Consider the following 25,664-nt stretch of genomic DNA (forward strand, 5'->3'; position numbering starts at 1 on the left):
CTGCGGCGGCCTCCCGTGCTTCGGGTCAGCGGCAGCGGTTTAGCGTCGGGCGTCACGCAACCGCCCGACCATCAGCGCCGTCTGCAGCACGAACGCGTCGCGGGGGACCAGCGGGTCCCACCCGGTCACCTCGCTCACGCGCTTGAGCCGGTAGCGCACCGTGTTGGCGTGCACGAACAGTTCCCGTGCCGTGCCCTCCAGCGAATGCCCCAGTGCCAGGTAGCTGGCCAGGGTTTCGGTCAGCGCGTTCGCCGCGTGCTGCAGCGGCTGGTAGACCCGCTCATGCAGCGCGTCCGCGGCCAGCTGGTCCCCGTTGACCACCCGTTCGGGCAGCAGGTCATCGGCGGCGATCGGACACGGCGCCTCCGGCCAGGCGGCGGCCGCGGCATACCCGGCCATCGCGGCCGTGGCCCCGTAGTGCATTTCCTTCACCGTGGGCGCGAGCGGCGAGTAGACCACCGGCCCCTCACCGAACAGCCGGCCGAGCCGCCCCAAGTCCATCTCCTCGAACTTGGTGTCCGAGAGCATCAGGATCGACCGGTCCCCGAGGATCCCCACCAGCGAGTCCCGCCCGTAGCGGGTGGCGACCCGGCGCAGCGCGGAGACGAAGTTCACCGGGGGAGAGGAGGGGGTGGTGCCCACCATGATGCGGATGTTCGCCTGGGAGCGCCAGCCGATCGCGGCGAAGCGGGAGGAGAGCGAGTCCTGGGATTCGCCGTGCAGCACCGCGTCCACCACGTGCGCCTCCAGGCGCGAATCCCACGCCCCGCGGGTCTCCGCGGCCCGGGCGTACACGTCGGCGGCGGCGAACGCGACCTCCCGCGAGTAGCGCAGCACCGCCTCGCGCACCTGGCCCTGCTCGGATTCGGCGACGATGTCCGGCACCTGGGATTCAACGACCTCCACGATGGTGCGCAGCAGCGCCAGTGCCTTTTGCAGGCTGATGGAGCGGGTCAGCTCGGTGGGCGCGGCCCCAAACACGTCGGTCATCACCCAGGCCGGGGTGGATTCGGGGTGTTCGTACCAGTTCACGAACGTGGAGATGCCCTTCTGGGCCACCAGGCCCAGGGCGGCGCGTTCCTCCGGGGCCAGGGAGCGGTACCAGGGCAGGGACTGGTCCAGGTACTTCAGCGCCGCGGTGGACAGCACCCCCAGATGGGATTTGAGCCGCTTGATGGTCTCCGGGCTCGGCTTGGCCAGCCGGCTGGGCCGTCCGCGCTGCAGCGAAGCTTCGGCCGTTTCATTCATGTCTATGAGCATATCGGTTCGATGCACGGGCCACGTGTGCCAAGCGGTTTTTGACCCCGGGAAGCGGGCACGCGGCACCCCCGGGTGCCGTGATGGCCGGGCAAATGGGAAACGGTGGCCACACGCTCCTTCACGGGGAAGGGGTGTGGCCACCGTTTGCCGGGAGTCCCGCCGGTTGAACCGGTGGGTGGGTGGTTAGGCGTCGCCGCCAGCGTTGCCCGAACGTCCCGCGTTGGGGTTGTTCAGGTCATACTTCTGATGCGCCTTGATCGGGGTATCGGCCGGGATCTCGCCCCGCTCAGCCAACGCCTGCAGGGTCTTGACGACCAGGGAATGCGCGTCGATCTTGAAGAACCGGCGCGCCGCGGCCCGGGTATCACTAAACCCGAACCCGTCCGCTCCCAGGGTGTGGTACTCACCGGGCACGTAGGGGCGCACCTGTTCAAGCACCGCCCGCTGGTAATCACTGGTCGCGATCACCGGGCCGGTCGCCGATTCCAGCTGACCGGTCAGGTACGGGGTCGGACGCGTAGCACCCGGGTCGTCCATGATGACCTGGTCACAGTGCTGACCCTGACGGGCCAACTCGTTCCACGAAGTCACCGACCACACATCGGCAGACACTCCCCATTCGGTGGCCAGGATGTCCTGGGCTTCCAACGCCCACGGCACCGCGACCCCCGAGCCCAGCAGCTGGGCGCGCGGCCCGTCAATCGAGGCTTCCTTGAGCAGGTAAATGCCCTTGATGATCCCCTCGACATCCACGTTTTCCGGCTCGGCCGGCTGGATGATCGGCTCGTTGTACACCGTCAGGTAGTACATCACGTTCGGATCCGGGTGTTCCCCGCCATACATGCGCTCCAGGCCTGAACGCATGATGTGCCCGATCTCGTACCCGTAGGCCGGGTCGTAGGCCACCACCGCCGGGTTGGTCAACGCCAGCAGCGGGGAATGCCCATCAGCGTGCTGCAGCCCCTCACCGGTCAGGGTGGTGCGTCCAGCGGTCGCGCCGATCACGAACCCGCGGGTCATTTGATCCGCTGCCGCCCAGAACGCGTCCCCGGTGCGCTGGAACCCGAACATCGAGTAGAACACGTAGATCGGGATCAACGCTTCCCCGTGGGTGGCATACGAGGTCCCGGCCGCGGTGAACGAGGCCACCGCCCCGGCCTCGTTGATCCCGGGATGGATCAACTGCCCCGAGGCCGATTCCTTGTACGCCAGCACCAGGTCACGGTCCACCGACAGGTAGTTCTGCCCGGCCGGGTTGTAGATCTTCTTGGTGGGGAAGAACGAGTCCATCCCGAACGTGCGCGACTCATCGGGGACGATCGGCACGATCCGGTGCCCGAAGTCCTTATCCCGCATCAAGTCCTTCAGCAAACGCACGAACGCCATCGTGGTCGCGGCCATCTGCTTGCCCGACCCGCGCTTGGCGATCTCATAGGACTTCTGCCCGGGCAGGCTGATCCGGGTTTCGTTGTGCGGGCGGCGTTCGGGCAAAAACCCGCCCAGCTCAGCCCGCCGGTCCATCAGGTACTGGTGCTCCTCGGAGTCCTGGGAGGGGCGGTAGTACGGGGGCAGGTACGGGTCGGCTTCCAGCTGCTCATCGGTGATCGGGATCCGCAAATGATCACGGAACCCCTTCAGGTCCTCCAAGGTCAGCTTCTTCATCTGGTGGGTCGCGTTACGGGCCTCGAAATGCGGGCCCAAACCATACCCCTTGACCGTCTTGGCCAGCACCACCGTGGGCTTGCCCTTGAACTCGGTCGCGGCCTTATACGCGGCATACACCTTGTGGTAGTCATGCCCGCCACGCTTCAAATTCCAGATCTCATCATCGGACAGGTGATTGACCAGTTCCTTGGTTTCCGGGCGCTGACCGAAGAAATGCTCACGCACGAACGCGCCGGACTCGGCCTTGTACGTCTGGTAATCCCCATCCGGGGTCTGGTTCATCACTTCCACCAGCGCACCGGTGTCATCGGCATCCAGCAGGGCATCCCACTCACGGCCCCACACCACCTTGATCACGTTCCAGCCCGCGCCGCGGAAGAACGCCTCCAGCTCCTGCATGATCTTCCCGTTGCCCCGCACCGGCCCGTCCAGGCGCTGCAGGTTGCAGTTGATCACGAACGTGAGGTTATCCAACCGCTCATTGGCCGCCAGCTGCAAGAATCCCCGCGATTCAGGCTCATCCATCTCACCATCACCCAAGAACGCCCACACGTGCTGATCACTGGTGTCCTTGATGCCCCGGTTGTGCAGGTACCGGTTCAACTGGGCCTGGTAAATCGCGTTGGCCGGACCCAACCCCATCGACACGGTCGGGAACTGCCAAAACTCCGGCATCGAACGCGGGTGCGGGTAGGAGGGCAGGGCATGGCCCTGCTTCGACTTCTCCTGCCGGAACCCGTCCATGTCCTGCTCCGAAAGGCGACCTTCCAAAAACGCGCGCGCGTACATGCCCGGCGAGGCGTGGCCCTGGAAGAAAATCTGGTCCCCACCCCCGGGATGGTCCTGGCCACGGAAGAAGTGGTTGAACCCGACCTCGTACAACGTCGCCGCCCCGGCATAGGTGGAAATATGCCCACCCACCCCGATATCCGGGTGCTGGCCACGATGCACCATGATCGCCGCGTTCCAGCGCATGTACGCCCGGTACCGGCGCTCGATCGCCTCGTCCCCGGGGAACACCGGCTCCTGATCCACCGGGATCGTGTTCACATAATCAGTGGTCGTGACCATCGGCACGCCCACCGACTTCGCCCCGGCCCGCTGCAGCAACGACCGGATAATGAACTGGGCCCGCTCGGTGCCCTGCGACTCGACCAGCTGGTCAAAGGAATCCAACCATTCCTGGGTCTCTTCCGGATCCCGGTCGGATAACTGATACGTCAGACCACTACGGATCTGGGAGATGTGTTCCTCGACAGCCACGGTTACTCCTTTATTGAAGCGGCTACATCCCGGTGGTGAGTTTCAGACACCGCGATGAGTTTGGGACTACGGGCGGTGGCGCACTGGAGTGGCGTGCTACGCCCGTTCGTCATCAACTCTAGTTCGCATTCCGGTATTTTGAGGACAAGTTTTCATGCTGTGAGAAGAAAAACCGCTGATTTTCGGTGACCTATGAAACTGCGTACAAGGTCATGTTGCGTAATGGTCATGACTTGGAGACGTGTAACACGGGATCGGGAAACCAAAAATCCCGGCGTGTTGGCCCGCTGGCGCTTGAACGCGCGGGGAAAAGCGTGTTTCGTTGGTAGTAACGCTTTGCACCAGCAGGAGGAAACAAGTGAGCGACGCCGTATCGGCAAGTGTGGAGCCCGCAAAGAAGATGGGCTTCAAAGAGGAAGATCTGATCCAGGAACTCGGCTATGACGACGACGTGGATTATGACCTTCGCGATTCCATTGAGGATCTGATCGGCTCGGAGCTGCTCACCGAAGAGGACCACGACGTCGTAGATGCGGTCATCTACTGGTGGCGCGATGGCGACGGCGACCTGGCCGATGCCCTCATGGACGCCCTGGCCAGCCTGGAAGACGACGGCGTGGTGTGGCTGCTGACCCCGAAGCAGGGGCGCGAAGGCCACGTCTCACCGACCCTGGTGCAGCAGGACGCCCCCACCGCGGGGCTGCACATGACCAACGCCGAGGGCGTGTCCAAGGAATGGTCCGCCATCCGGCTGGTCCAGCGACGCAAGCACTAACGCCCGTGCAACCCGGAACGAAACTTCCAAACTTTAGTCTGGAGAATCAGTACGGGGAGCAGGTCACCAGCCAGGATCTGTCCACGGGCCGGAGCATCATCGTGTTCTTCCCGTGGGCATTTTCGCGCGTTTGCGGGGGAGAGCTGGCCGAACTGCAGCACCATCTGCCCGAGTTTCGTGACGCCGATGTGCGCCTGGTGGCCATCTCCGTGGATCATAAGTTCTCGCTGCGCACCTATGCCGAGCAGGAGGGCTTCGAATTCGTACTGCTCGCCGACTTCTGGCCACACGGGCAGGTGGCCGAACTCTTTGACGCCTTTGATGTCGAGCGCGGGGTCGCCCGGCGGGTCACGATTCATGTCCACAACGGGGTTATTACTGATCGTTTCGCGTCCGGAATCAGTGAGCCGCGGAAACTAGATCAGTATCGTCAAATTCTGAGCCAGCGGGATATTTTCTAGTCGTCAAAGTCTCTCTTCAAAAAGTGGACTCGGTTGGAAATTCTTCTTTTTCAGAGGGCTCTGCTGGTTCGCGAACAAGAGGATCCATTGGCGGGAAAAGCGACTTGAGCGGGATAGCCGACTTAGTAGCATCCTCGATTGTGAGAGTGTTTCAAGGATTTCCTCAGAACCGTCGAAATCGTTTTGCAAGCCAGCGCCGGTGGTTGGGTGCAAAACGCTTATGGCAATTGTCAAACGGTTAGCAAGAACGGCTGCAGCTATAGCAAGAGGTTTAGTACCGATTGAATGGAGTAGCAGGAGCGTCTCATAGGCCCCGTCTTTGACTCGGTCGATAGTTGTCTCGGTCCGTATCAACTGATCGTCCGGGCCAAACTCCGCGCCAGGCACGTGATAGTTCCTTAGGGCAGATTCAAGGGCGTACACTTTCGATATCGCCTCAGCTGAAACAGCCTTTCTTTTTTGTTCCATTTCGCCAGCGCGCGTCAACACCCCACTGATAAAAGCAAGAACCGCACTAGCGAATACGGCAAGGCCGGCGATCAGCGTGGCTAAAGCCAGTCCGTCATTCCACAAATCGCCCATCCTTTGATCCTCTCGCTTTTTGCTCAACTCAATCGTAGTCACATGGGCTGGCGGGTTCCGTTAGAAGATCCAGAAGGCCGGTTTTCTTCACTCCATAAGCTGACCCTCTTACCGCGCCTATTGGCGACTGCATAAAAGCACCGCTAGAGCATGCAATCCGCAACCGAGAAGGATCGTGTTTGTCATTTTCTCCTGCTGCCCCCGTCTGCTCGTGATAACGGGTGCGAAGGGAGAGAGCGAACAGTATCCAAGGCTAATTGCGAGGATTCCGGCCATGTGGATTTCCGGCAGGATATAGCCCTATTCCAAGACGAGGAAGTCGGGAAACAGCCACAATTTTCAGGACGGACAAAAGTGAAGGTCTGCATTTATCTGTCATTTCAACGGCAGATTCAGAAGAGTGGACGATGCCCAACCAGCCAACCCCCGGAGCTTTTTTTGTGTGGGAGAGACGCAGCTCACGCTTCCCCGGCTTGCCCGGGCACCCGGGTTCCAGTAAAGTTGTTCCCTGTTGGCAGGAAGGTTTTTCCTCTTGTCGCAGGTCAAGGGCCTTTAGCTCAGCTGGTAGAGCGTCACGTTTACACCGTGAATGTCATCGGTTCGATCCCGGTAGGGCCCACCACACAAAACCTGCTCCGACTCGTCGTAAAAGATTAGTCAGAGCAGGTTTTCCTGTTTGCTGGCCTGTTTTCCGCCGCCCAAACTTCCGCGTATTTCCAGAAGTTTCCGTGTTCGTGCCTGCACAAAGAGTCGTAGGGAAGTAGTAAAGATACGCCGCAAAACTCAATAGCCCCTGCACGCGAAGTGCCACGACATCCAAGTCCTGACCCAACACTCCGGCGTACATGTCCAAAGAGCCCGCACTCGTAGTACGGTCGAATGTTGGCTGGACGATTTTTCGGTATACCCGAACTTGATCAACTATGGCCAGCGGTAGAGACGTAGCTTGGGGCTGCGTGTCGAGTACGTGTCCAGCGCATCATAGTCGTTGGCGTGAACATGGATGCGCTACTGCACTGATTCGTGCAGTAGCGACTATGAGTTCATCCGCTGTACGAAGGTGGTGCGGTCTTGGCGCATCAGGAACCGTTCCCTATTCCACGATCTTTGGGGAACAGGTAGTTGGCGATAATCGCCAGCACGGCAATAATTTCAACTGTTGTACCAGTTAGAAAGGCTATTGCCACGCCGTCTTCAAGTTTGGTTCCGCGGAAGTGTGCCCAGAGCACGACTACCACGCAAGTTCCCAAAGAGATCCAAACAAGCCACAACGAATGTCGAAATAGTCTCTTTCTGAACCGGTGAGCTTGCTTTAATCTTTTAGCTTCGAGTTTATCGACTTCGTCAGCTTTATTAGTTGTAGAGCGGCTTCTGGGCTTATCGTCAATTAGAGCTTCAGCTGACGCCGTGACGAATTGTTCGAATTTATCGAGCAATGGCAGCGTCGATCTTAGCTAGTCGTGTAAGCCTCTGTCGCAGGGCTTGCGGGGATACACCAAAATGACCCGCGATTCGAACCAGTGAATACCCAGCACTCTTAAGCCGATCAATTTCCGAGCGGGGCATCAGAAGATTTCCTGCAAATTCATCAGCAAAGAATTCGTGTAAGTCGTAATGCCCACTTCCGCGTTTATCCTCAAAAGAGTAATCATCGTCGTTTGCTAGTTCCATTCGCTCGATGTAGTGCCCAACTTCATGGGCGCAAGTGAAACGCTGGCGAGTTACCGGTTCAGACGAATCAACGTATGCCCGGATTAAGTCCCCTTGCCCAACAATCATGCCGGAAAGATTATCCGGCAAGGGAGCCACTGACACATCTATTCCGAGTTTCTTAGCAATTCTAAATGGATCAACCGGAAAACTACTGTCTGCCCAGTGGGTAGAAAGCGTGTCAGTTGCAAGACGCTGCGCAGATTCCCAAACTAGTTCAGCCACTGTTGCCACCTCCGCGGCGGATATCTCCATATTCTGCTGTATGTGTACCTATTATTATATGTCATTCTGTCAACCAGGTCATGGAGATCCTTGTTTTTCGGCAACCGTTTCGCTCACCGTGAGGCGCGCCTTAACCCAGAGGTTTTATCAGAGCGTTGAGGGCCGCTGATTTCTGGTTTTTCCCGGAGTCGGCGGGTTTCTCCTGCTTTAGGTCGTTGGTGACACCGAGGTCATTGGTGTGGGGGCCGGGCTCCACTGTTCCGGTCATGGTCTCTCATCTCGTTGATGGGCAAGGTGGCCGTGTCGCCACTCCGGATACCCTGTGTGAGCTTGTTCTAACATCTGCATCAATAGCGCTGATTCCGGTGCCATTTTAAGGATGAGCAGTCGGGTTTGCCTACTATTGCTGATCAGTTTCCCGGCAACTGCATACAACCGGTACCGCCACCGCTTCACATCCCAACAGCCAGCAGGACGCCTGACCGTAAGCATGACCAGCTGGATCCAGGAAGTGAAGTTCACGGACAGCACCGCCAGAATCTCCCAGGCCTGATTCGCTGTGTAGGACCAGTAAGGCAACTTGACCGGCCGGCGGGCCTTTAGCATTTTGGTCCTGTTTTCACACCAGCTCCGTGCCCGATATCTCACATTGCCAGCGAACGCCGTGGCCGCGGCGACTGCACTGCACGAAGAGAGGCGGAGTCGAGTGGAATTAACACAGCTCAGCAGGTGGTAGTTAAATATGTTTTCAAGAACTCCCAGGTTAATGAGACTGAAGTGCTGACTTCCATGCCTACTTCCGAAAGGCCGGTTGTTTTTGACTCGCTGCCAACCCGAATGGTCGAAGAGACTCAAACTTAGAAGAATCCATATCCTTTTGCGATGAAGCGATCGAATAGAACGCTATGGGTAGAGGCGGGCGGCGGGCATTCTCGCGAGGAAATTGAGCTCCTTCACTTCGTCGGGAGTCATTGCGATCAGGTCGATGGGAGGATTAAGAAGTTCAAGGAACATGAGTGACCGCAACACGCGGGGAACGTTCTCGTTGACGTAGACAATCAAAACATCTAGGTCTCGAGGCGCAGGCGAATGCAGCGCCGATCCAAAAAGCCAAATCTGACTCGCGCCGGCTTGACTCGCGAGCATTATAAGATGTTTGAGATCTGGCCAGCGATTGTTCAGCGCATTCAATCTTCGTTGAGCCTAGTGAATATAGCTTTTAGTAAGTGGATCTCCACCCCAGTTTCCATCGCTGCGGCCGTGACCCGCGTGCTCAAACCGTTCGTGTTGGGGTTAGTGATTATGAATGCGTCGGGTTCTAAATTGGGATGCGCATCTAAGCGCTCATAGAGCTCGTCAACTGGGAATTCGTATCTGTCGTGTGTGATGACGATCAAATCACGCAGTCCTAGGCGCTCAATCCTCCAGGCTGCGAGTCCGATTCGAACAATATCGCTGACTTTGCCGTGTCGAATGAGCCGCGATCGCAGATAGCTTTCATCGTTATCTTGGAACTCGTGTAGAGGAGTCTGCAACTTTAGCGCCTTCAAAACTTTGCCGAACGTGTCAAGCAGCACGCCCCGTGCCCTCGCAGCTTCGAAGACCCCATTGTCTGGAAATCGTCGGATAAGAACTATTGCTTCACATGTTGGGTATGTATCGAGTATGGCATCGAGTTCATCAAACCCAAGAGGTGAAGGACCTGGCTCAGCCACTACGATCAGACGCGCACGTCCTTCGCAAATTGTCAGGATTCCGTTATCTCCGTTTGATTCTGTGTCGATTTCACTCTTTGAGAGTTTTTCCTCCACCCAGGCTTGGATAGTCATGCGGTCTCCTCTCGAAATAGGTTGCGAACAGCTTGTGGAAATCTTATAGTCCTTGCCGACCAATCACCATATAGGTGCCGTTCTTCGAATTGGCGGATGTGGAGTTCGAGCTTGGCCGTTACTGCCACCTCAGCGGGAGTGAGAAGGTGCTCGTTGGCTCGAATATGGGCGAGAATCTGAGCGTTCACGGGGATCACAGCCGACTTCACCAGTGCCGCCCACTGGTGTGCGCGATCGTCGTCGTAGACGCCTTCTTGGGGACCATACATCTCAAATACTGCCCGGTTTTTCGCAAGTAGGGACTCTAATCGTTCGCGGGCATCCATCCGTGTCTCGTATTGCGGAGTTCCGAAGGCGGAAGTGCGCGCCGAGACGCTCGCTGCTTTCCACGAACGGAGCAACTCAGTCGGGTACTCAGCAGGATCTTTATCGATCATCGTGTGGCATGTCGGACAGAGCACCAAGATGTTGCTCGCTGCGGCTCTTTCGTCTTCGTTCAGATGTCGTTCATTCTCACCGCGCGGTCCATCGATACTCGCAGGGATGATGTGGGCCAGTTCTGAGACTGTTTTCCGCCTTAAAATAGTGTGTAAGTCTCGGCGGCATACAGGGTTTTGACAGTGACCGCCCGATTCGGACCAAAGGTAGTCTTGCTCAACCCTTGAAATTTTCTTGCGATAAGTCACGTGGACTATTGTGCCAGAACGTCTCCGACGTACTAGTAATACCGGTTGGAAGTGCCAATTATTTTGCTTGGCTACGACGTGAGTATAGTTAGTCAAGATTACGGGACCATCGTTTAGTGCGGCCTCGTACTTGCTCCAAAATCTTTCTCATAGCAGTCTTGTTTGCCCGCGCAGCGGTGTCACCGACTTTCTCGTCTTCGCCACCTCGTTCACTAGCCTCCGCACGTCTTAAGCAGATCGAGTCTTGGGGGCGTGACAGGACCTATACATTTCGGGGGCGCGAAGCAGCACCATTAAGGTTTTTGAGGTGTTTCTTCCATGCAGTGTCGACCTCCTCGATCGTCAAAATGTGCTGTGGATTTTTGCTGCTTTTAAAAGCAACTTCCGCTTATTCCGGAGGCGTCCCCCTGATTTCGAAATCCTGGCTGTTCGAATATCGGTCGCGAATCCTGCCCACGTATACATGCTCAGGGGCTTTTATTATTAAGGTCAAATGAACCGCTGCCGTCAGACAAGTTGCTGGCACCATGAAGATCGATTTTGAAGTCAGTGTGAGCGGGGGTGCTTGAACCAAAACGGCTACGAAACCGAATCAGTGAACTGGGCGGCACAAACTTTACCTCCATAACGGACCATCCAGGTGAGCTCTCTTGGTAGTCATGAGTGAGCATTATTGTTAGCTTCTGTAGACGCTTTGTAGGTCTAATTTGGGCATAAGCAGTCGTCCGTGACAATGGTTCGCCGAGGATTGTCGAATTCGTCCATGGACTAACATTTGGCATTCTCTCTGCACATATCAGAGTCACCCGAACCTTTTCAGACGTCTTGTTGACGTATGCCAGCCGGCAGCCATGTCGCCTAGAGCAGGTAACCGCTTAGCGCAACGGATAAGGCATCGCCTGCCGGAGGTAATCTAGTGACGCAACATAGTATCTACGCAGGGGAGCGCTGGATCTACGCGCGTGGAAGGGACTCCTTGAATCCGCTAATTCCCGCCCCTATGGCCACACTAAAGTGGCCCCGTGGGGACCACTGGCTCCGGCCAAGTTGTCGGGGCCTTGGGCATTACAGTTCCAACGTTTAAAGCCTCTCCTGGTGTCGCCCGAGTCCAGGTACATGGACCTGCCGCTATGACCATGCTCCTGCATAGTATGAGCGAAGGGTCCTCCAGAGGGGTGCTCATACGGCACAATTCCCCCCTCCGAGATCGCCATGTAAAACGTCGTATAACGCATTCGATCGTCATTGCCATTCAAAGGGACTGGCAACCAAGCTCCTAAGTTTTCTGCCGTCTTGGCTTGCAATCCAGAAAAAGGAACTTCACCCCAAGCCTTCGCCCAGATTGTAGGTCCCTTCGAGCGCTGGAAAGCGCACGAGGATAAAAAACGGGGCCTTACCCAAAAGGTAAGACCCCGTTCAGTCGTGCAGGTTAAGCCCGCTTGCGCGTGAGCAGTCCCCAAATAACGAGGACGATCAGCGAACCGCCGATGGCCAGCAACCAGGTTGACAGGGACCAGAATTCGTCCACTCCGACTCCGAAGATCGCGGATCCAATCCAACCGCCAACGATGGCGCCAACGACACCCAGCAGCAAGGTCACGAGCCAGCCGCCACCTTGCTCACCTGGCTTGATCGCTTTCGCGATCGCACCGGCAATCAGGCCCAAAACAATCCAACCTATGAAACCCATTACTTCCTCCTAAACGGATCGAGTGACTTCGTTCAGCATCAGGACTGTGATGCACCCGGAAAACATTACCCGCAAGTATGGAATTGGGTGCGCACATCTGCAAGGACACGCCACGAGGAAAATCAAAATACGACGTGAAACACACCGTGGCGAGCTGGGATCACAACCCAATGGCGGAATCCAGCACCGGGTGGTGGCAACAACGGTTAGATATTCGGCTCCTTGCCAGAGGCCGGCTGAAGCTCCAGCTGGGGCCAGTGCCCCAGATCCCGGAGCAGCTGCCGGTCGTGGCTGGAAAGCACAATCGCGGCCTCGGTCGCATCAAAGGCCTCGGTCAACTCGTCCACCAGCGTGATGGACAGGTGGTTGGTCGGCTCATCGAGCAACAGCAGGTTCGGTCGTGCGGCCAGGGCCAGCGCGAGGTCGAGCCGGCGCTGCTGTCCCATGGACAGGTCTCCCACCGGTTTGTTCATTTCCGCCGAGCGCAGCAGTCCCAGGCTCGCCAACCCCACCACCCGTTTGTCGGGCACCATACCGGCGGCGACCAGCCGGTCCACTTGATTGGCGTAGACCGTGCTCGCCCGCTGCTCCAACGGAAGCGCGGACTCCTGCTGCAGGAAGGCACGCCGGGCGTGGGCCGAGTGGTGAACTGCTCCCTGATCCGGGTGCAGCTCCCCCGCAAGGATCGCCAGCAGAGTTGATTTCCCGGCACCATTGGGCCCGGTGATCAGCAGCCGGCTGCGGCCGCGCACCGTCAGCGACACCGGGGCCAGCCGGCCACGGACACCTACGGCGTCCGCGGTGACCAGTGCCGCACCGGCCCGGGAGGTCAGCTCGGGGAAGTGCATGGCCTGTGGGGGAGCGGGCACGGTCAGCGCCTGGGCGTCCAGGGCCGCCTGCCGGCGGCGGACGCTTTGCACCAGTCCACCGGCGCGAGTGGCCCGCTGGTGTTTTCCGGTGCCCTTCTCCGGACGCCACCCGCTGATGAGCCGGTTCTGGGCTGCGCTGAGGTCATCCTGCAGCCGGGACCGCTCGGTCTGCTGGGCCGCGTATTGCTGTTCCCAGCGCTCGAGTTCGGCCCGGTGTCCCTCACGGTAGCCGGCGTATCCGCCGCCGTAGACGCGCGGACGGTCATCGTAGGTGGGGTCTAGGTCGATCAGGGTCTCGGCGACGTCGGCGAGCAGTGCCCGGTCGTGGCTGACGATGACCACCCCGCCGTGGCGGGACTTCAGCGCGGTGGTCAGGAAGTCCAGCCCGGCACGGTCCAGGTGGTTGGTGGGCTCATCGAGCAGCAGGAAGTCGTCATCGCCGCCGATCAGGCAGGCCAGACGCACGCGGTAGCGCTGGCCGACGGAGAGCTCGGCCAGCGGCCGGCTCCAGTCCGGTTCGGCGTCCAGGGCCTCCATGGCCACCCGCACCCGTCGTTCGGCGTCCCAGGCGTCCAGCGCCAGGGCCAGTTCCAGGGCCTGGGCGTAGCGGTCATCGGCGCCGGGTGTTCCCTCGGACAAGGCGGTGGCCGCGGCATCGAGTTGCTCCAGTGCCGCGACCGCGTGCCGGACCGCCGCGGCGGCGACTTCACCCACGGTGCGCTGATCGTCGGTGGACATCTCCTGTTCGGCGATGCCCAGGGTGCCGATGCGGGTGACCTGGCCGCTGTCGGGGGTCAGGTGCCCGGAGAGCACGTGCAGCAGCGTGGATTTGCCGCGGCCGTTTTCCCCGACCACGGCGATGCGGGAGGTGGGGGTGACCACGAGGTCCACCCCACGCAGGATGGGGTTGGCGCCCAGGGCCAGCCAGATGTCGGACAGGACGATTTGGGCGCGCGAACGGGCAGGGAAGGTTGGGGGAGTGATAGGCACGGTGTTCCTTTTGGGTGGGCGCGCCGCACCGCAGCAGGCAGGGCAGAATAGACCAGGCACTGACAAGGGGTGTGGGGGCACGCAAAACGGTGACCACTGGGGTCATGGACGCATGACCACGCGCTCGGAGCAGGCTCAACGAGCGCGGCTGGCCGCGATCACCGTTAGAGGAACAGCAAATATTGCATGCTTCAACGCTAGCACGCGGCGCCGGTGCGGCAACAGTGGGTGTGAGCGAATCGTGGTCGGGGTCGTGGCTCACCGCGCGTCCTTGCGGTTTGCGTCCCCATCGGGATTGTCCGTGAGCATCCGGTCCAGACGCCGGGCGACGTCATCGAGTTCGTGGTCGAACAGCCCCGCATAGGTGTCCAGGGTGATGGCCGCGGTGGCGTGCCCCAGCATCCGCTGCACCACCTTGACCGAGGCGCCGGAGGCGACCATCCAGCTGGCGGCCGTATGCCGCAGATCGTGCACCCGCAGCCGTTCGGGCAGCCGGACCGCCTGCGGCCCGGCGTCCCGGGCCGCGGCGTTGACCGCCAGCACGGCCGGGGTGAAGCTGCGGCGCCGAAAGTTGTTGGGCCGGATCTGGGCTCCGCGGGCGCTGGTGAACAGCAGCCGGTCCGGATCGTGCGGCGCGGCCAGGGGCTGCAGCAGCCCCATGAGCTGCGCGGTCAGCGCCACGCTGCGCGGTTGCCCGTTCTTGGGTGGTCCCACCACCGCGGGCCGTCCGTTGACGAACACCACCGAACGCTCCACCCGCAGCCGGCGCAGTTCCGGCTGCAGGTCCCGGCCACGCAGTTCCACCGCCTCCCCGATGCGCAGGCCCGTGCTGGCCAGCAGCCAGATCAGCGGCGCGTCGCGTTCGCCGGCGGAATCGGCCAGGGCCCGCACCTGCGCCACGGTGAGGAACACGTGTTCGCGCGGGTTTGGCGGCGGCAGGCGGATCTTGTGGCCCGGGTTCTTCTGCAGCAGTTCCTCATCCACGCACCAGGAAAGGAACGCCAGGAACCGGCCGAAAATGGTGTCCACGGTGCGCGGGGCGTAGTCCAGGTGGGCCACCCACGCCTGGATGTCCCGCCGGCGGATCGCCTCCAACTGCCAGCGGCCCCAGTAGGGCATGAGGTGGGCGCGGATGTCCGAGGCCGCCGCGATGCGGGTCGAGGCCCGCCAGTGCAGGCTGCTGGCCTGCCACAGGCGCAAAAGATCGCCCACCACGGGTCCCGGGGCGGGACTGCCGGGTCCCGGGCGTGCCGGCGGGTTTGCGCGCTCGGCTGCTGGTTCCACCTCTTGCCTCCCAACTGTTCGGCGGTGCCCACCAGTTTCGCCCGCTTCGGCTCCGGTACCGGTGGATGACCGGGCGCACTGGGGACAAGCGACGCCCGGGAGGCGGTCATTGTTTCGCGCAAGCGCCGTGGGGCTGAGATACTGGGGCTCCGGTTCGGCAACAGGTTTTTTGTGGTGGCAGAGGGTGATTGGGTGGCTGTGATCGAGGATCCGTTCCAGGTGCGCCTGAGCGGGCGCGGGGGCGCGGTGAGCCTGCGCCAGCAGGTCTCCGATGCGGTGCGCGACGCCCTGGTGGCCGGCACCCTGGTGCCCGGGCAGGTCTATTCGGCCCCGGCCCTGGCCGAGATGCTGGGGGTTTCACCGACCCCGGTGCGCGAGGCGATGATCGACATTGCCCGCGAGGGGCTGGTGGAGGCGTTGCGCAACAAGGGCTACCGGATCGTGGGGTTCAGTGACCGGGACCTGGATGAGCTGGCCGAGCTGCGCGCGCTGATCGAGGTGCCCACCATGGCCCAGGTGGCGCTGCATGCCCGGGCCGAGGACCTGGAGCAGCTGCGCCCGCTGACCAAGACACTGAATTCCACGGCCGAGCGCGGGCAGCTGCGCGAGTTCATTGCGGTGGACACCGAGTTCCACCTGCGCGCCCTGGCCCTGGCCGGCAACCGGCACCTGGTGGATAACGTGCGCCAATTGCGTTCCCGGGCCCGGTTGTCCGGGCTGGCGCAGCTGGCCGAGGCCGGGCAGCTGGTGAACACCGCCCGGGAGCACGGCCAGCTGCTGGATCTGATGATCGCGCGGGACGCCGGGGCGGTGGCCGAGCTGATGCGCCGCCACATCGGACACACCCGGGGCGTGTGGGCCGGGCGCGGGGAGCAGGCCCGCACGTCAGCGACCTAATCCCCGCACTTTTTCATCCTGCTGGCCCGGCCATTGTGAGCCGGGCCATTTGCTTAACCGACAGTAAAATTTTACTGTTGTGTCTATTCGTGGCGCAGGTCACGAGCTTTCAATAACCAGATCGCGTTACCACTGCACCCCCGGCCGCACCCGGCGGGGAAGCGAGTGGGGGCGCACGGCAGATGGGCGAGGACATGAGTCAACAGGTTTCCGCGGCACCGAAGAAGGTGAGCTATCCCAAGGTGCTGACCGCTAGCCTGAGCGGATCGGCCATCGAGTGGTTCGATTTCTTCCTCTACGCGACGGCGGCGGCGTTCATTTTCGACAAGCAGTTCTTCCCCTCCGATGACCCGTACATCTCCCAGATGCTCTCCTACACGACCCTGGCGCTGACCTTCTTCATCCGCCCGTTCGGCGGGATCATCTTCTCCCACATCGGGGACCGGATCGGGCGCAAGAAGACCCTGGTGGTCACGCTCTCGCTGATGGGCGGGGCCACGGTGGCCATCGGCCTGCTGCCCACCTACGCCCAGGTGGGGATGCTCGCCCCGGTGCTGCTGATCCTGTGCCGGATCATCCAGGGCCTGGCCATCGGCGGGGAGTGGGGCGGGGCACTGCTGCTGGCCTACGAGTACGCGCCGAAGAACCGGCGGGGATTGTTTGGCAGCATCCCGCAGACCGGGATCACCATCGGCATGCTGCTGGCCACCATCGCCTTCTCCCTGGTCAGCCTGCTGCCGCAGGCCTCCTTTGAGTCCTGGGGCTGGCGCCTGCCGTTCATCTCCAGCATCGTGCTGATCGTGATCGGGCTGTGGATCCGCGGCGGGCTGGGGGAGACCCCGGCGTTCAAGAAGCAGCAGGCCACCGGCGACGTGGCCAAGCTGCCGATCGCCGAGACGCTGCGCCACCACTGGCGCTCGGTGCTGATCGCCATCGGCGCGAAGATCGTGGAGACCGCGCCGTTCTACATCTTCGCCACCTTCGTGGTCAGCTACGCCACCGGCACCCTGGACTACGAGCGCTCCACCGTGCTGAACGCGGTCAGCGCCGGCGCGCTGGCCAGCACCCTGATGATCCCGGTGATGGGCTGGCTGGCCGATAGGTGGGGCCGGCTGCAGGTGTACCTGTGCGGCGCCGTGGTGATCGGATTGTTCGCCGCCCCGTTCTTCTTGCTGCTGGGCACCGGGGCCGACTGGGCGGTGTTCATGGCCGTGATCGTGGGCCTGGGCGTGGTCTGGCCGCCGGTGACCGCGACCCTGGGCACCTTGACCTCCGAGATCTTCTCCACCCGGGTGCGCTACACCGGGGTGACCCTGGGCTACCAGATCGGCGCCGCGCTGGCCGGGGGCACCGCCCCGCTGCTGTGCACCTTCCTGCTGGCCCGCTTCGACGGGTCCTGGGTGCCGATCGCGCTGTACATCGCCGCGATCGCGGTGCTCTCGATCATCGCGGTCTCCTTCGCCCCGAAGGTGGCCCGGGCCGATGACTCGATCGAGAACCCGGCCACCGAACACCCCGAGACGAACCACGACCTGCCCGGCGGGCTGCCGGACGGGCTGAGCATGACGGAAGTGAAATAGGAAAGATGAGCACAATGACCGAGCACGCCCCGCGCTGGTACGGCGCCGATGAGGTGGCCGCGGCGATCACCCCGGCCCGCGCCCGCCAGCTGATCGAGCAGGCCCTGGGCGGGGACTTCGACCCGGCCGAGGACCCGGCCCGCTTCCACGCCCCGGCCGGCACCGGGCACCTGCTGTTGATGCCCTCCACGATCGGTGAATGGTCCGGGATCAAGGTCGCCTCCGTGGGACCGCAGAACCCCTCCCATGGCCGCCCGCGCATCCAGGCGACCTACATCCTGATGGACGCCCTGACCCTGACCCCGCAGGCGATGATCGAGGGCTCGCTGCTCACGGCGCTGCGCACCCCCGCGGTTTCGGCCGCCGCGGTGAACCGGCTCGCCGCGCCCCGGGCCAGCACCCTGCTGGTGTACGGCACCGGCCCGCAGGCCTGGGGCCACATCCAGGCGATGGCCGAGATCCGCGACCTGGAGCAGGTGATGGTCTCCGGGCGCAACCCTGAAAAGGTGCAGGCGCTGATCGCCCGTACCCGGCAGCTGGGGCTGGCCGCGCGCCCGGCCCCCGAGGCGGACCTGGGGCAGGCGGACATCATCGTGTGCGCCACCTCCGCCACCGACCCGCTCTTTGACGGATCGCTTGTCAAGGACGGGGCGGCGGTGGTGGCCATGGGCTCCCACGAACCGCAGTATCGGGAACTGGACGCGAACCTGATGGGCCGTTCACTGATCGTGGTGGAGGAGGTGGACACCGCCCTGCGCGAGGCCGGGGACCTGATCCAGGCCATGGCCGAGGACCCGGACCTCTCGGCCGAGTCGCTGTACACGCTGCGGGACCTGGTGCGCGGCCAAGTCCAGCGGGCCACCGACCGGCCGAACGTGTTCAAGGGGACCGGGATGTCCTGGCAGGACCTGGCCATCGCCGTGGGAGTGCACGAAACCCGCTAATCGGCGCCGGCGCCGAGGCGTTTGGCAAAGAGCGCGGGCCGCGGTGCCGGGATGAGGATTCCCGGTGCCGCGGCCCGCGCCATATTTGCCTGTCGGCAGATCCAGCCGATACCGGTTTCATTCTCACCGGGCGGCACTGGGATACTGGGGCCATGAGTGCACCTAGGGAAAACGTGTGGCTTGCCGCCGTTCGAGCCAACCCGGACCATGCCCACAACTACGCGCAGCGCTGGCGCCGGCTGGCCGCCGAGGGCAGCGACATCTACGGCGAGGCCCGGATGATTGACGCGATGGCCGAGCGCGGCAGCCGCATCCTGGACGCCGGGTGCGGCACCGGTCGCATCGGCGGCTGGCTTGCCGCCCGGGGCCACCAGGTGGTGGGCGTCGACCTGGATGAGCACCTGATCTCCGTGGCCCGGGAAGACTACCCGCAGGCGCAGTGGTTCGTCGGCAACCTCGCCACCCTGGACCTGCAGGGCCAGCAGGACCAGCAGGACGCACCCGGAAAGTTCGACCTGATCGTCAGCGCCGGAAACGTGCTGACCTTCCTCGCCGAGGACGAGCGGCTGCCGGCCCTGCGCCACCTGGCCGGGCACCTGGCGCCGACCGGCCGGCTCGTGGTCGGCTTCGGCGCCGGGCGAGGCTATGACTTCGACACGTTCGAGTCGGATGCCGCCGAATGCGGGCTGCGGCTGCAGCAGCGCTATTCGACCTGGCAGCTGCATGGGCCGGCCAGTGATTTTCTGGTGGCCGTGCTCGGACGCGGCGACCAGCCCACCGGCTGATAGTTATCCACTCACTCTTCATTGGGTCCCACGAGCTGCCGATTTGAGGTTTTCTCCGGGTGATGAGATGAAACCCCATCTGGATTACTGGTGGTGGGCTGTGGGATACTTGTAACCGTTGAGCGATACTAGAGAGCTAGCCCAGAAGGCCACATGGGAGACGAGATGACACCGGTTTTGATCGGTACCGGGTACATGGTCCGCGCCTTTGCCGGACTGTTGTTTAGATTCGTTCCGCGGCACCCTGGAGTTCGGTCGGTGAGCACGCTGAGTGGCTGCAGAGAGTTAGCGGCCTGATGTGGATTACCGGCGATGTTGAGCTACCTGACGAGATGCTCGACGCCCACGAGCGTGGTGAGTTGGTGTTCTTCGTCGGTGCGGGGGCTTCGCTGGGCAAACCATCGAACCTTCCCCACTTTCGTAACCTGGCGAAAAAGCTCGCGCGAATGGCATCGCACCCGTTCTCCGCGCGCGGCGGACTGGACTTTTTCATTGGACAGCTGGAGTCACTCCCTCAGGCGTTCGACGCCCATCAGCACGCCCACACGCTGATTTCCGATCCGAGGTCAAAATTCAATCCGCTCCACAGTGCGATTGTCGACCTCGCGGGAATCGGAGGAGCGTTCCGCGTGGTGACTACTAACTACGACGATCACCTTGCCTCAGCTGCAAGAAGCGAATCGATCGCGGTACCGGACACCTGGTACGCCCCGGCGTTGCCTCTCGGGCATGACTTCGTTGGGCTCGTGCACCTGCATGGTTCAGTACGGCGCCGGAAGGAGGAGATGATCCTCACCGACCGTGACTTCGGCCATGCGTACATCACCGATGCATGGGCTGCAAGGTTCCTTCTTCCCATGTTCGATCGATTCACCGTGGTGTTTGTCGGCTACAGCCATGATGACGTGATCATGCGGTACCTTGCGCTTGGCTTGCCCTCCAGCGGCAACGGCAGGGCCTCCAATCGGTTCGCGTTCACGAGTGACCCGACGAACAGCAAGTGGGGATACCTGGGGATACAGCCGATCGCGTACCCGGTGGTCGGGCGCGATCATCAAGCGCTCGTGGCGGCACTCACCGCGTGGGCGGACCGAGCCAAGATGGGGCAGACCGACCACCAGTCTCGTGTGCAGGCGATCATTGGCGGCGGTACTGCACTGCCACTGCCCGACCGCGACTACCTCCATGATCGTCTCCGAACGACAGACGGCGCCCGCGACTTCGCGCTTGCGACGGAATCTCTGCCCGACGAAACTAAACTCGAATGGCTGACCTGGGTGGAGGATCTCCCCGAGTTCAAGGCCCTGTTCTTACCGGCGGATGTGCCGGACGCGACGGCAATTCTAGGCAACTGGTTCGCAAGGACGTTCATCGAGTCGACGACACTGAACGGGGCGGCGCTCCAGACCTTGCAACGACTCGGGCAGTCGATGACGACTTCGCTTTATCGGACCGCCAGCTGGCTCGCTAACGACCTCAGGAAACAAGACGCGTCTGCCGGAGAACGGTGGCAATCACTCCTCGCCACTTCCATATATGGACAGTCAGCCCCTCTCAAAACTGATCGCCTCATGCCGTTCCTACCCGATTCGACGACCCCCAGCATTGCGGTGCTGCGGACAGCGCTGCGGCCGTTCCTCAAGCTGGAACGGCCCTGGTTTATCGACGAGTCCGCGCAACGTACGGTCTATCCCGATGCGAAGGTCACTTGGAACTCGGAGGACTACTCACTGACCCAACACGTCCTGCGCGTCGTGCAGGAGTCCGACGCCGGGGATCGCTCACTCGGCGTAGTCCTGGAAGACGCCATCATTGCTGCTTATGACCTGCTCGACGCGTATCACGGCGAGCGGGGCTGGGATCCGCTCGTGCATCACCGATCTGCAATCGAGCCACACGCTCAGGACAAACTGCGGGAGCCGCTCGACGCAGTCATCGACGGCCTTCGCGAATACGGAAGCAAGGCGCTGCCCCTCTCGCCAGACCTGCCCAACCGATGGTGGAATAACGGCCGTGGTCTCATGCAGCGCCTGGCTCTGCATCTGGTAGCCAACGATCCGGAACGGAGTGCGGACGACAAGCTCTCGTGGCTCCTCGAGCGCACCGGGCTCTACGCAGATGACCTAAAACATGAGACCTATCAGGTAGTCGCCGCCGCAGTCGGTAGCGCGACATCGCCGCTCAAACAGCGGGTCTTGGATGCCGCCGCCGACGGACCCGACTACCCCGAAGAGATTCCCGACCGCGACCGCCACTTCGCGTACGCGAAGTACAACTTGTTGGCATGGCTAACGCAGGTCGACCCTGACTGGGTGGAGGCGCAGACCGCGTTCGACCTGATCCAAGCTGAGAACCCCGGTTTCGAGGTGCGAGAGCATCCTGACTTCGACACCTGGATGACAAGCGGAACCTGGCGTGGGAAGCCGCCGATGGACATCGAGGAGTTCATTCAGGCGCTCGCTCAGAACGTGAGTGTTGCACTCGATGACCTGCTGTCCCGCGACTATTCCGAACGCTACTTCGATCAGCCCGACTGGCGAGATGCGCTCGGGCTTGTTCAACAGGCCGTCGAGCAGCGCCCGGACCTCGGCTTGCAGCTCTGGGACGACGTCCTCGGTCGCGACGAGCTTGACGACAAGCAGGTCGACCTATGGCGCGCGATCTCCGAAGGCTGGGGGAAAGCCCAGCTACGAGATGTGGGCCTCGGGGCTGTACAGCGCCTCACCACGTTGCTTGCTGACAAGGACTCCGCTGATGCATTAGGGCGTTTCCTACTTAATCAGATTCGGCAGCAAATCGACGAAGATGAGTCGCTGGCGCTCGCGTCCATGCGCGAGCTGGCGCGAGCACTCTGGCGTGAGCAGGGCGCAGGATTCAGGCACCGAGAAGATTCGGCCCCCCTGTCGTTCGCGCCGCTTTACCTGAACTCGTGGCCGGGGTCCGTGGCCCAGTACTGGAACAGTGAAGTAGATCGTCGCTGGCGACACTCACGAGAGGATTGGGCCGGACTTAGCGACGAGGAGTCGAAGGCGCTCGTTGCGCTGCTGAACGGCAACGCGGATGCACTGGACGCTACGCAACCAGCGATTGCTGAACAGCTGTTCTTCTACTTCGCCGCGGACGCTGACTTCGCGGCGGCGCATTTGCTCCCTCTCTTCAACGACCCGCAGCGACACGCCTATGGCTGGTACCCGTTCCTGCACCATCCCAGGTGGAACGACCGGATCCTCGCAGCCGGGCTGTTCGAGAGCATGGTCGCCGAGCTCAGCCGTCTTGACGAATTGCCAGACCAGCAACTGCATCACATCTTCCTGGGGTACATAACCTCCGTGGTGTCATACGCGGGCATCACGAGTACCGACCGGAGGCGCCTGCTTGATCAGACAGTGCTCGCGTCAAACGGCTCGCATGCCGCTAGCTTCGCTGAAGCGGTCGCCAGATTCCTCCGCGAAGATGGCGTCGACGGGGCCGAGGTCTGGCGCCGGTGGCTCGGCAAGCATCTGGAACGCCGACTCAGCGGGCAGCCACGGGTTGCATCCGCCGAAGAGCTTGCACGCTGGGCGGACGTCGTTCCTGTCGTGGGTGAATTCGTCCCTGCCGCAGCGACCCTCTTCGACGGGCACGGCATTGGTCTGGATGAGCGGTTCTTTAATCGGGCGTTTCCGGATGGAGTACTCGCCGCCTACGGGACCGAGCTCGTTGCCTTCTTTGCCGAGCGCGTTCAGAACACGACCGGCACTGACTATATGGTGAGGTACCGCGTGCATCAGCTGGTTAAGGCGATACTAAGCGCGGTTGGCGATGCGGTTGCACAACCACTGGTCGAAGCCGCGGCAGGGCGCGGATTTCTCTATCCCCCCGAGTGAGCACGACCCCAAGTCGGAGGCCTTGAGGCTGCCTTAAGCGCCGTCACTATCCTGCTTGGCCCTGCGGTAGGTTGGACGTGGCAGTATCAGATGCGACATGTGGTTTACGCGGCCGCGCTGACGGGTGAGGACAAGATCGTGGCAAACCTCGTCCTCTGGATCGGGGGTGGCCCTGCTGCTGGCCATGTGGGGACTGTTCCCGGCCTAGCCCTATCGGCGGAACCGGGAAGCGAGTAAACTCCCTATTGACAGATGGCCACCGGCTAGTTGAGTTCAAAGGCGGGCAGATCATGAGCAACGGGCGCAGGCTCGAGACCACCAGCACCACCTGGCAACAGATCCTGGCCCACCGCGAGCCCGAACAGATCCAGGAGATCGCCGCCCGCTTCGAGCAGGCCGGGGTGCGGCCGCAGCTGGTGGCCCAGGCCATCGCCGATGGCGGGGCCCAGCTGGATGGGGCAATGCGCTCCAACACTCCTGGCTGGGAGCAGCCCTTCGGCGGGCTGCTGGCGGTCGCACTGCTGGCCGGGGAGGTCGCCGCGCATTCGGCCTACCTGGTCTCCCGTGCCTCGGTGGTCCGGGCGGTGGCGGTGGATGGGCTGCTGGAGGACTTCAGCGCCATCGCCGTCGGTGCTAGCCTGGGCGTCTCGCGCCAGAAGGTGTACGAGATCGGCCGCAACGGGCAGCGGGTGCGCGCCGAGGGCGGGCTCGGCGGGTCATGAGTCCGCGCCGGCGGGAACCGGTGCGTGGGCAGGCGCCCGCGCTGCTGCACCCCGTCGACTTCGCGCCGGCCCGGCGCTACTACCTGCTGGCCATGTTGCTGCAGCTGGCGGCCTCGCCCATCATCCTGGCCGCCGCCATCATCTTCCTGCTGGGCATCAGCGCCAACCTTTTCACCCCACTGCTTGGGCCCATTGTGGGGTTGAGCATCACCAGCTATGTGGAGCGCCGCTATCGGGCCGACGCCTGGGCGCACATCGCCCGCAAGGCGCAGGACCGCACGCGCAGCGACCCGGCTCCCTGGGCGCAGCTGGCCCTGACGCTGCAGCTGGTGCTCCTGCTGCTGGCGGTGCTGGGCCTGGTGCAGGCGGTGCGCGCCACCGGTCAGTCCGGGGCCGCCGCCCTCGGCGCGGGGATCCTGGCTGGCCTGGTGCTGGTCGAAGTCGCCGCGCTGATCTGGGACCGCCGGGCGCAGGCGGAACTGCGCAGCGTGGCGGTGGGCGGCAGCTGGCGGATCCTGCAGGGCTTGGGGGTGCTGGCCGTGGCGCTTCCCGGCGCTGGCGTCCTGCTGGGCTTCGGGCCATTGAACCCGTGGCTCCTGCTGCTGGGCGTGCTCGCCCAGGGCGGCACCTGCGTGCTCTGGTACGTCATCCGGATGATCCCTGCCACCAGCAGCTGCGTCCCCAAATCCTTCCCGCTGCCCTAGGGGCGTGGGCGGCAGCAGAATTGTCATCCCCCTATTGACGGAACGTGGGGGGTGTGCCATTCTTGCGCTATAACTGTCAACCGAGGGGTGACAGTAGTGCCGAGGGAGGCCACCATGAGCATGCGCAACCCGGTGATCCGCGCCGAAAACCTGCACAAGTCCTTCGGGAACGTGCGGGCACTGGCCGGGGTGGATCTGGAGGTGGCAGCGGGGGAGATCTTCGGAATCCTCGGGCCCAACGGGGCCGGGAAGACCACGACCGTGGAATGCCTGGCCGGAACGATCAAACCCGACGCCGGGACGCTGTCGGTGCTGGGCGTTGACCCGGCACTGCAGCGCGAGATGATCCGCCGCGATGTGGGGTACCAGCTGCAGGCCACCACCCTGCCCGCCGCGCTGAAGGTCGGCGAGGCCATGCGCTGGTTTGCGGCTCTCTACCCGGATCCGGCCGACCCGGTGGAACTGCTGGAGCTGGTGGGCATGGGCCAGCGGACCAAACGCCGGATCGGGACCCTGTCCGGGGGAGAGCGCCAGCGCCTGTCGATCGCCACCGCCCTGGTCGGCCGACCTCGGATCGCGATCTTTGACGAACTGACCACCGGGCTGGACCCGCAGGCCCGGCGCGGGATCTGGGCGCTGGTGCACTCCATCCGCGCCGGCGGGGTCACCGTGGTGCTGGTCTCCCACGCGCTGGATGAGGTGGAGCGGCTGTGTGACCGGATGGCCGTCATCGACCAGGGGCGGCTGCGCTTTGCCGGGACCCCGGCCGAGCTGCGCCGGCAGGTGCCCGGGCAGCGCCGGGGAAGCGCGACCCTGGAGGACGCCTACCTGCGGCTGCTGGATGCCGGCGCCCAAAACGTGATGGAAGGACGATGAC

Annotated in this window: 22 protein-coding genes and 1 tRNA gene; 11 read left to right on the top strand and 12 right to left on the bottom strand. The window is 62.6% G+C overall.

All coding sequences use genetic code 11. From position 1 onward, the window contains the following. Positions 1 to 39: 39 nt before the first annotated feature. On the bottom strand, positions 40 to 1,248 hold the full coding sequence (locus GcLGCM259_RS06745) for a PucR family transcriptional regulator (protein ID WP_138178410.1): 1,209 nt from the start codon (positions 1,246 to 1,248) through the stop codon (positions 40 to 42). A 195-nt stretch (positions 1,249 to 1,443) separates the two neighbouring features. After that, positions 1,444 to 4,188 (bottom strand): pyruvate dehydrogenase (acetyl-transferring), homodimeric type, encoded by a 2,745-nt coding sequence (gene aceE / locus GcLGCM259_RS06750; protein WP_138926154.1) that lies wholly within the window; start codon positions 4,186 to 4,188, stop codon positions 1,444 to 1,446. Positions 4,189 to 4,546: 358 nt separating this feature from the next. Between aceE and GcLGCM259_RS06755 the strand changes: the two genes are divergently transcribed. Both GcLGCM259_RS06755 and GcLGCM259_RS06760 read left to right on the top strand, forming a co-directional pair. Further along, complete coding sequence (locus tag GcLGCM259_RS06755; RefSeq protein WP_054821583.1) at positions 4,547 to 4,963, top strand: DUF3052 domain-containing protein; 417 nt, start codon at positions 4,547 to 4,549, stop codon at positions 4,961 to 4,963. 5 nt (positions 4,964 to 4,968) lie between these two features. Next, positions 4,969 to 5,424, top strand: a complete 456-nt coding sequence (locus GcLGCM259_RS06760) for a redoxin domain-containing protein (protein WP_175419356.1) — start codon at positions 4,969 to 4,971, stop codon at positions 5,422 to 5,424. A gap of 3 nt (positions 5,425 to 5,427) precedes the next feature. Here the strand turns inward: GcLGCM259_RS06760 and GcLGCM259_RS06765 are convergent, their stop codons facing one another. Next, positions 5,428 to 6,006 (bottom strand): hypothetical protein, encoded by a 579-nt coding sequence (locus GcLGCM259_RS06765; protein ID WP_138926156.1) that lies wholly within the window; start codon positions 6,004 to 6,006, stop codon positions 5,428 to 5,430. 546 nt (positions 6,007 to 6,552) lie between these two features. Here GcLGCM259_RS06765 and GcLGCM259_RS06770 point away from each other — a divergent pair. Beyond that, a tRNA-Val gene (locus GcLGCM259_RS06770) sits at positions 6,553 to 6,628 on the top strand. Positions 6,629 to 7,085: 457 nt separating this feature from the next. Here GcLGCM259_RS06770 and GcLGCM259_RS06775 read toward each other — a convergent pair. From GcLGCM259_RS06775 to GcLGCM259_RS06815, 9 genes are all read right to left on the bottom strand, one after another. Next, positions 7,086 to 7,442, bottom strand: a complete 357-nt coding sequence (locus tag GcLGCM259_RS06775) for a hypothetical protein (protein WP_138926157.1) — start codon at positions 7,440 to 7,442, stop codon at positions 7,086 to 7,088. After that, positions 7,432 to 7,941: an ImmA/IrrE family metallo-endopeptidase gene (locus GcLGCM259_RS06780; RefSeq protein WP_217496563.1), complete on the bottom strand. Its 510-nt coding sequence runs from the start codon at positions 7,939 to 7,941 to the stop codon at positions 7,432 to 7,434. The genes GcLGCM259_RS06775 and GcLGCM259_RS06780 overlap by 11 nt, the downstream gene beginning before the upstream one ends. 264 nt (positions 7,942 to 8,205) lie before the next feature. Continuing rightward, the gene (locus GcLGCM259_RS15840) at positions 8,206 to 8,547 is read right to left on the bottom strand and encodes a transposase (RefSeq protein ID WP_138926159.1); all 342 of its coding nucleotides are present in this window, start codon (positions 8,545 to 8,547) and stop codon (positions 8,206 to 8,208) included. A gap of 297 nt (positions 8,548 to 8,844) precedes the next feature. Beyond that, entirely contained in the window at positions 8,845 to 9,132 is a 288-nt protein-coding gene (locus GcLGCM259_RS06790) for a nucleotidyltransferase domain-containing protein (RefSeq protein WP_138926160.1), read from the bottom strand. Further along, positions 9,129 to 9,770 (bottom strand): hypothetical protein, encoded by a 642-nt coding sequence (locus GcLGCM259_RS06795; RefSeq protein WP_138926161.1) that lies wholly within the window; start codon positions 9,768 to 9,770, stop codon positions 9,129 to 9,131. The genes GcLGCM259_RS06790 and GcLGCM259_RS06795 overlap by 4 nt, the downstream gene beginning before the upstream one ends. Beyond that, positions 9,767 to 10,456: an HNH endonuclease gene (locus GcLGCM259_RS06800; protein ID WP_175419357.1), complete on the bottom strand. Its 690-nt coding sequence runs from the start codon at positions 10,454 to 10,456 to the stop codon at positions 9,767 to 9,769. The genes GcLGCM259_RS06795 and GcLGCM259_RS06800 overlap by 4 nt, the downstream gene beginning before the upstream one ends. 1,429 nt (positions 10,457 to 11,885) lie before the next feature. Beyond that, positions 11,886 to 12,146, bottom strand: a complete 261-nt coding sequence (locus GcLGCM259_RS06805; RefSeq protein ID WP_138173785.1) for a GlsB/YeaQ/YmgE family stress response membrane protein — start codon at positions 12,144 to 12,146, stop codon at positions 11,886 to 11,888. 206 nt (positions 12,147 to 12,352) lie between these two features. Then, the gene (locus GcLGCM259_RS06810) at positions 12,353 to 14,005 is read right to left on the bottom strand and encodes an ATP-binding cassette domain-containing protein (RefSeq protein ID WP_138926163.1); all 1,653 of its coding nucleotides are present in this window, start codon (positions 14,003 to 14,005) and stop codon (positions 12,353 to 12,355) included. 258 nt (positions 14,006 to 14,263) lie between these two features. After that, positions 14,264 to 15,217 (bottom strand): tyrosine-type recombinase/integrase, encoded by a 954-nt coding sequence (locus GcLGCM259_RS06815; protein ID WP_175419358.1) that lies wholly within the window; start codon positions 15,215 to 15,217, stop codon positions 14,264 to 14,266. A gap of 264 nt (positions 15,218 to 15,481) precedes the next feature. Between GcLGCM259_RS06815 and GcLGCM259_RS06820 the strand changes: the two genes are divergently transcribed. The 8 genes from GcLGCM259_RS06820 (at position 15,482) to GcLGCM259_RS06855 (ending at position 25,663) form a co-directional block, all read left to right on the top strand. Beyond that, the gene (locus GcLGCM259_RS06820; protein WP_246049816.1) at positions 15,482 to 16,186 is read left to right on the top strand and encodes a GntR family transcriptional regulator; all 705 of its coding nucleotides are present in this window, start codon (positions 15,482 to 15,484) and stop codon (positions 16,184 to 16,186) included. Positions 16,187 to 16,380: 194 nt separating this feature from the next. Beyond that, positions 16,381 to 17,766 carry an MFS transporter gene (locus tag GcLGCM259_RS06825; protein WP_138173793.1) on the top strand — a complete coding sequence of 462 codons (1,386 nt, stop codon included), beginning with the start codon at positions 16,381 to 16,383 and terminating at the stop codon, positions 17,764 to 17,766. 5 nt (positions 17,767 to 17,771) lie between these two features. Then, positions 17,772 to 18,710 (top strand): ornithine cyclodeaminase family protein, encoded by a 939-nt coding sequence (locus GcLGCM259_RS06830; RefSeq protein WP_342773596.1) that lies wholly within the window; start codon positions 17,772 to 17,774, stop codon positions 18,708 to 18,710. A 152-nt stretch (positions 18,711 to 18,862) separates the two neighbouring features. Next, the gene (locus tag GcLGCM259_RS06835; protein ID WP_138926165.1) at positions 18,863 to 19,495 is read left to right on the top strand and encodes a class I SAM-dependent methyltransferase; all 633 of its coding nucleotides are present in this window, start codon (positions 18,863 to 18,865) and stop codon (positions 19,493 to 19,495) included. 296 nt (positions 19,496 to 19,791) lie between these two features. Further along, positions 19,792 to 23,361 carry an SIR2 family protein gene (locus GcLGCM259_RS06840; RefSeq protein ID WP_138926166.1) on the top strand — a complete coding sequence of 1,190 codons (3,570 nt, stop codon included), beginning with the start codon at positions 19,792 to 19,794 and terminating at the stop codon, positions 23,359 to 23,361. A gap of 290 nt (positions 23,362 to 23,651) precedes the next feature. Beyond that, positions 23,652 to 24,083 carry a hypothetical protein gene (locus GcLGCM259_RS06845; RefSeq protein WP_138926167.1) on the top strand — a complete coding sequence of 144 codons (432 nt, stop codon included), beginning with the start codon at positions 23,652 to 23,654 and terminating at the stop codon, positions 24,081 to 24,083. Beyond that, the gene (locus GcLGCM259_RS06850; protein WP_138926168.1) at positions 24,080 to 24,787 is read left to right on the top strand and encodes a hypothetical protein; all 708 of its coding nucleotides are present in this window, start codon (positions 24,080 to 24,082) and stop codon (positions 24,785 to 24,787) included. The genes GcLGCM259_RS06845 and GcLGCM259_RS06850 overlap by 4 nt, the downstream gene beginning before the upstream one ends. Positions 24,788 to 24,901: 114 nt before the next feature. Beyond that, positions 24,902 to 25,663 (top strand): ABC transporter ATP-binding protein, encoded by a 762-nt coding sequence (locus GcLGCM259_RS06855; RefSeq protein ID WP_138926169.1) that lies wholly within the window; start codon positions 24,902 to 24,904, stop codon positions 25,661 to 25,663. Position 25,664: the final 1 nt, after the last annotated feature.

This window comes from Glutamicibacter creatinolyticus (assembly GCF_006094275.1).
GTDB classification, from domain to species: Bacteria; Actinomycetota; Actinomycetes; order Actinomycetales; family Micrococcaceae; genus Glutamicibacter; species Glutamicibacter creatinolyticus.

Excerpts from the sequence above, each read along its gene's own strand:
- GcLGCM259_RS06795 (WP_138926161.1), bottom strand. The coding sequence starts at position 9,770 with ATGACTATCCAAGCCTGGGTGGAGGAAAAACTCTCAAAGAGTGAAATC.
- GcLGCM259_RS06830 (WP_342773596.1), top strand. The coding sequence starts at position 17,772 with ATGAGCACAATGACCGAGCACGCCCCGCGCTGGTACGGCGCCGATGAG.
- GcLGCM259_RS06840 (WP_138926166.1), top strand. The coding sequence starts at position 19,792 with ATGTGGATTACCGGCGATGTTGAGCTACCTGACGAGATGCTCGACGCC.
- GcLGCM259_RS06850 (WP_138926168.1), top strand. The coding sequence starts at position 24,080 with ATGAGTCCGCGCCGGCGGGAACCGGTGCGTGGGCAGGCGCCCGCGCTG.
- GcLGCM259_RS06845 (WP_138926167.1), top strand. The coding sequence starts at position 23,652 with ATGAGCAACGGGCGCAGGCTCGAGACCACCAGCACCACCTGGCAACAG.
- GcLGCM259_RS06745 (WP_138178410.1), bottom strand. The coding sequence starts at position 1,248 with ATGAATGAAACGGCCGAAGCTTCGCTGCAGCGCGGACGGCCCAGCCGG.
- GcLGCM259_RS06765 (WP_138926156.1), bottom strand. The coding sequence starts at position 6,006 with ATGGGCGATTTGTGGAATGACGGACTGGCTTTAGCCACGCTGATCGCC.
- GcLGCM259_RS06825 (WP_138173793.1), top strand. The coding sequence starts at position 16,381 with ATGAGTCAACAGGTTTCCGCGGCACCGAAGAAGGTGAGCTATCCCAAG.
- GcLGCM259_RS06835 (WP_138926165.1), top strand. The coding sequence starts at position 18,863 with ATGAGTGCACCTAGGGAAAACGTGTGGCTTGCCGCCGTTCGAGCCAAC.
- GcLGCM259_RS06855 (WP_138926169.1), top strand. The coding sequence starts at position 24,902 with ATGAGCATGCGCAACCCGGTGATCCGCGCCGAAAACCTGCACAAGTCC.
- GcLGCM259_RS15840 (WP_138926159.1), bottom strand. The coding sequence starts at position 8,547 with ATGCTAAAGGCCCGCCGGCCGGTCAAGTTGCCTTACTGGTCCTACACA.
- GcLGCM259_RS06805 (WP_138173785.1), bottom strand. The coding sequence starts at position 12,146 with ATGGGTTTCATAGGTTGGATTGTTTTGGGCCTGATTGCCGGTGCGATC.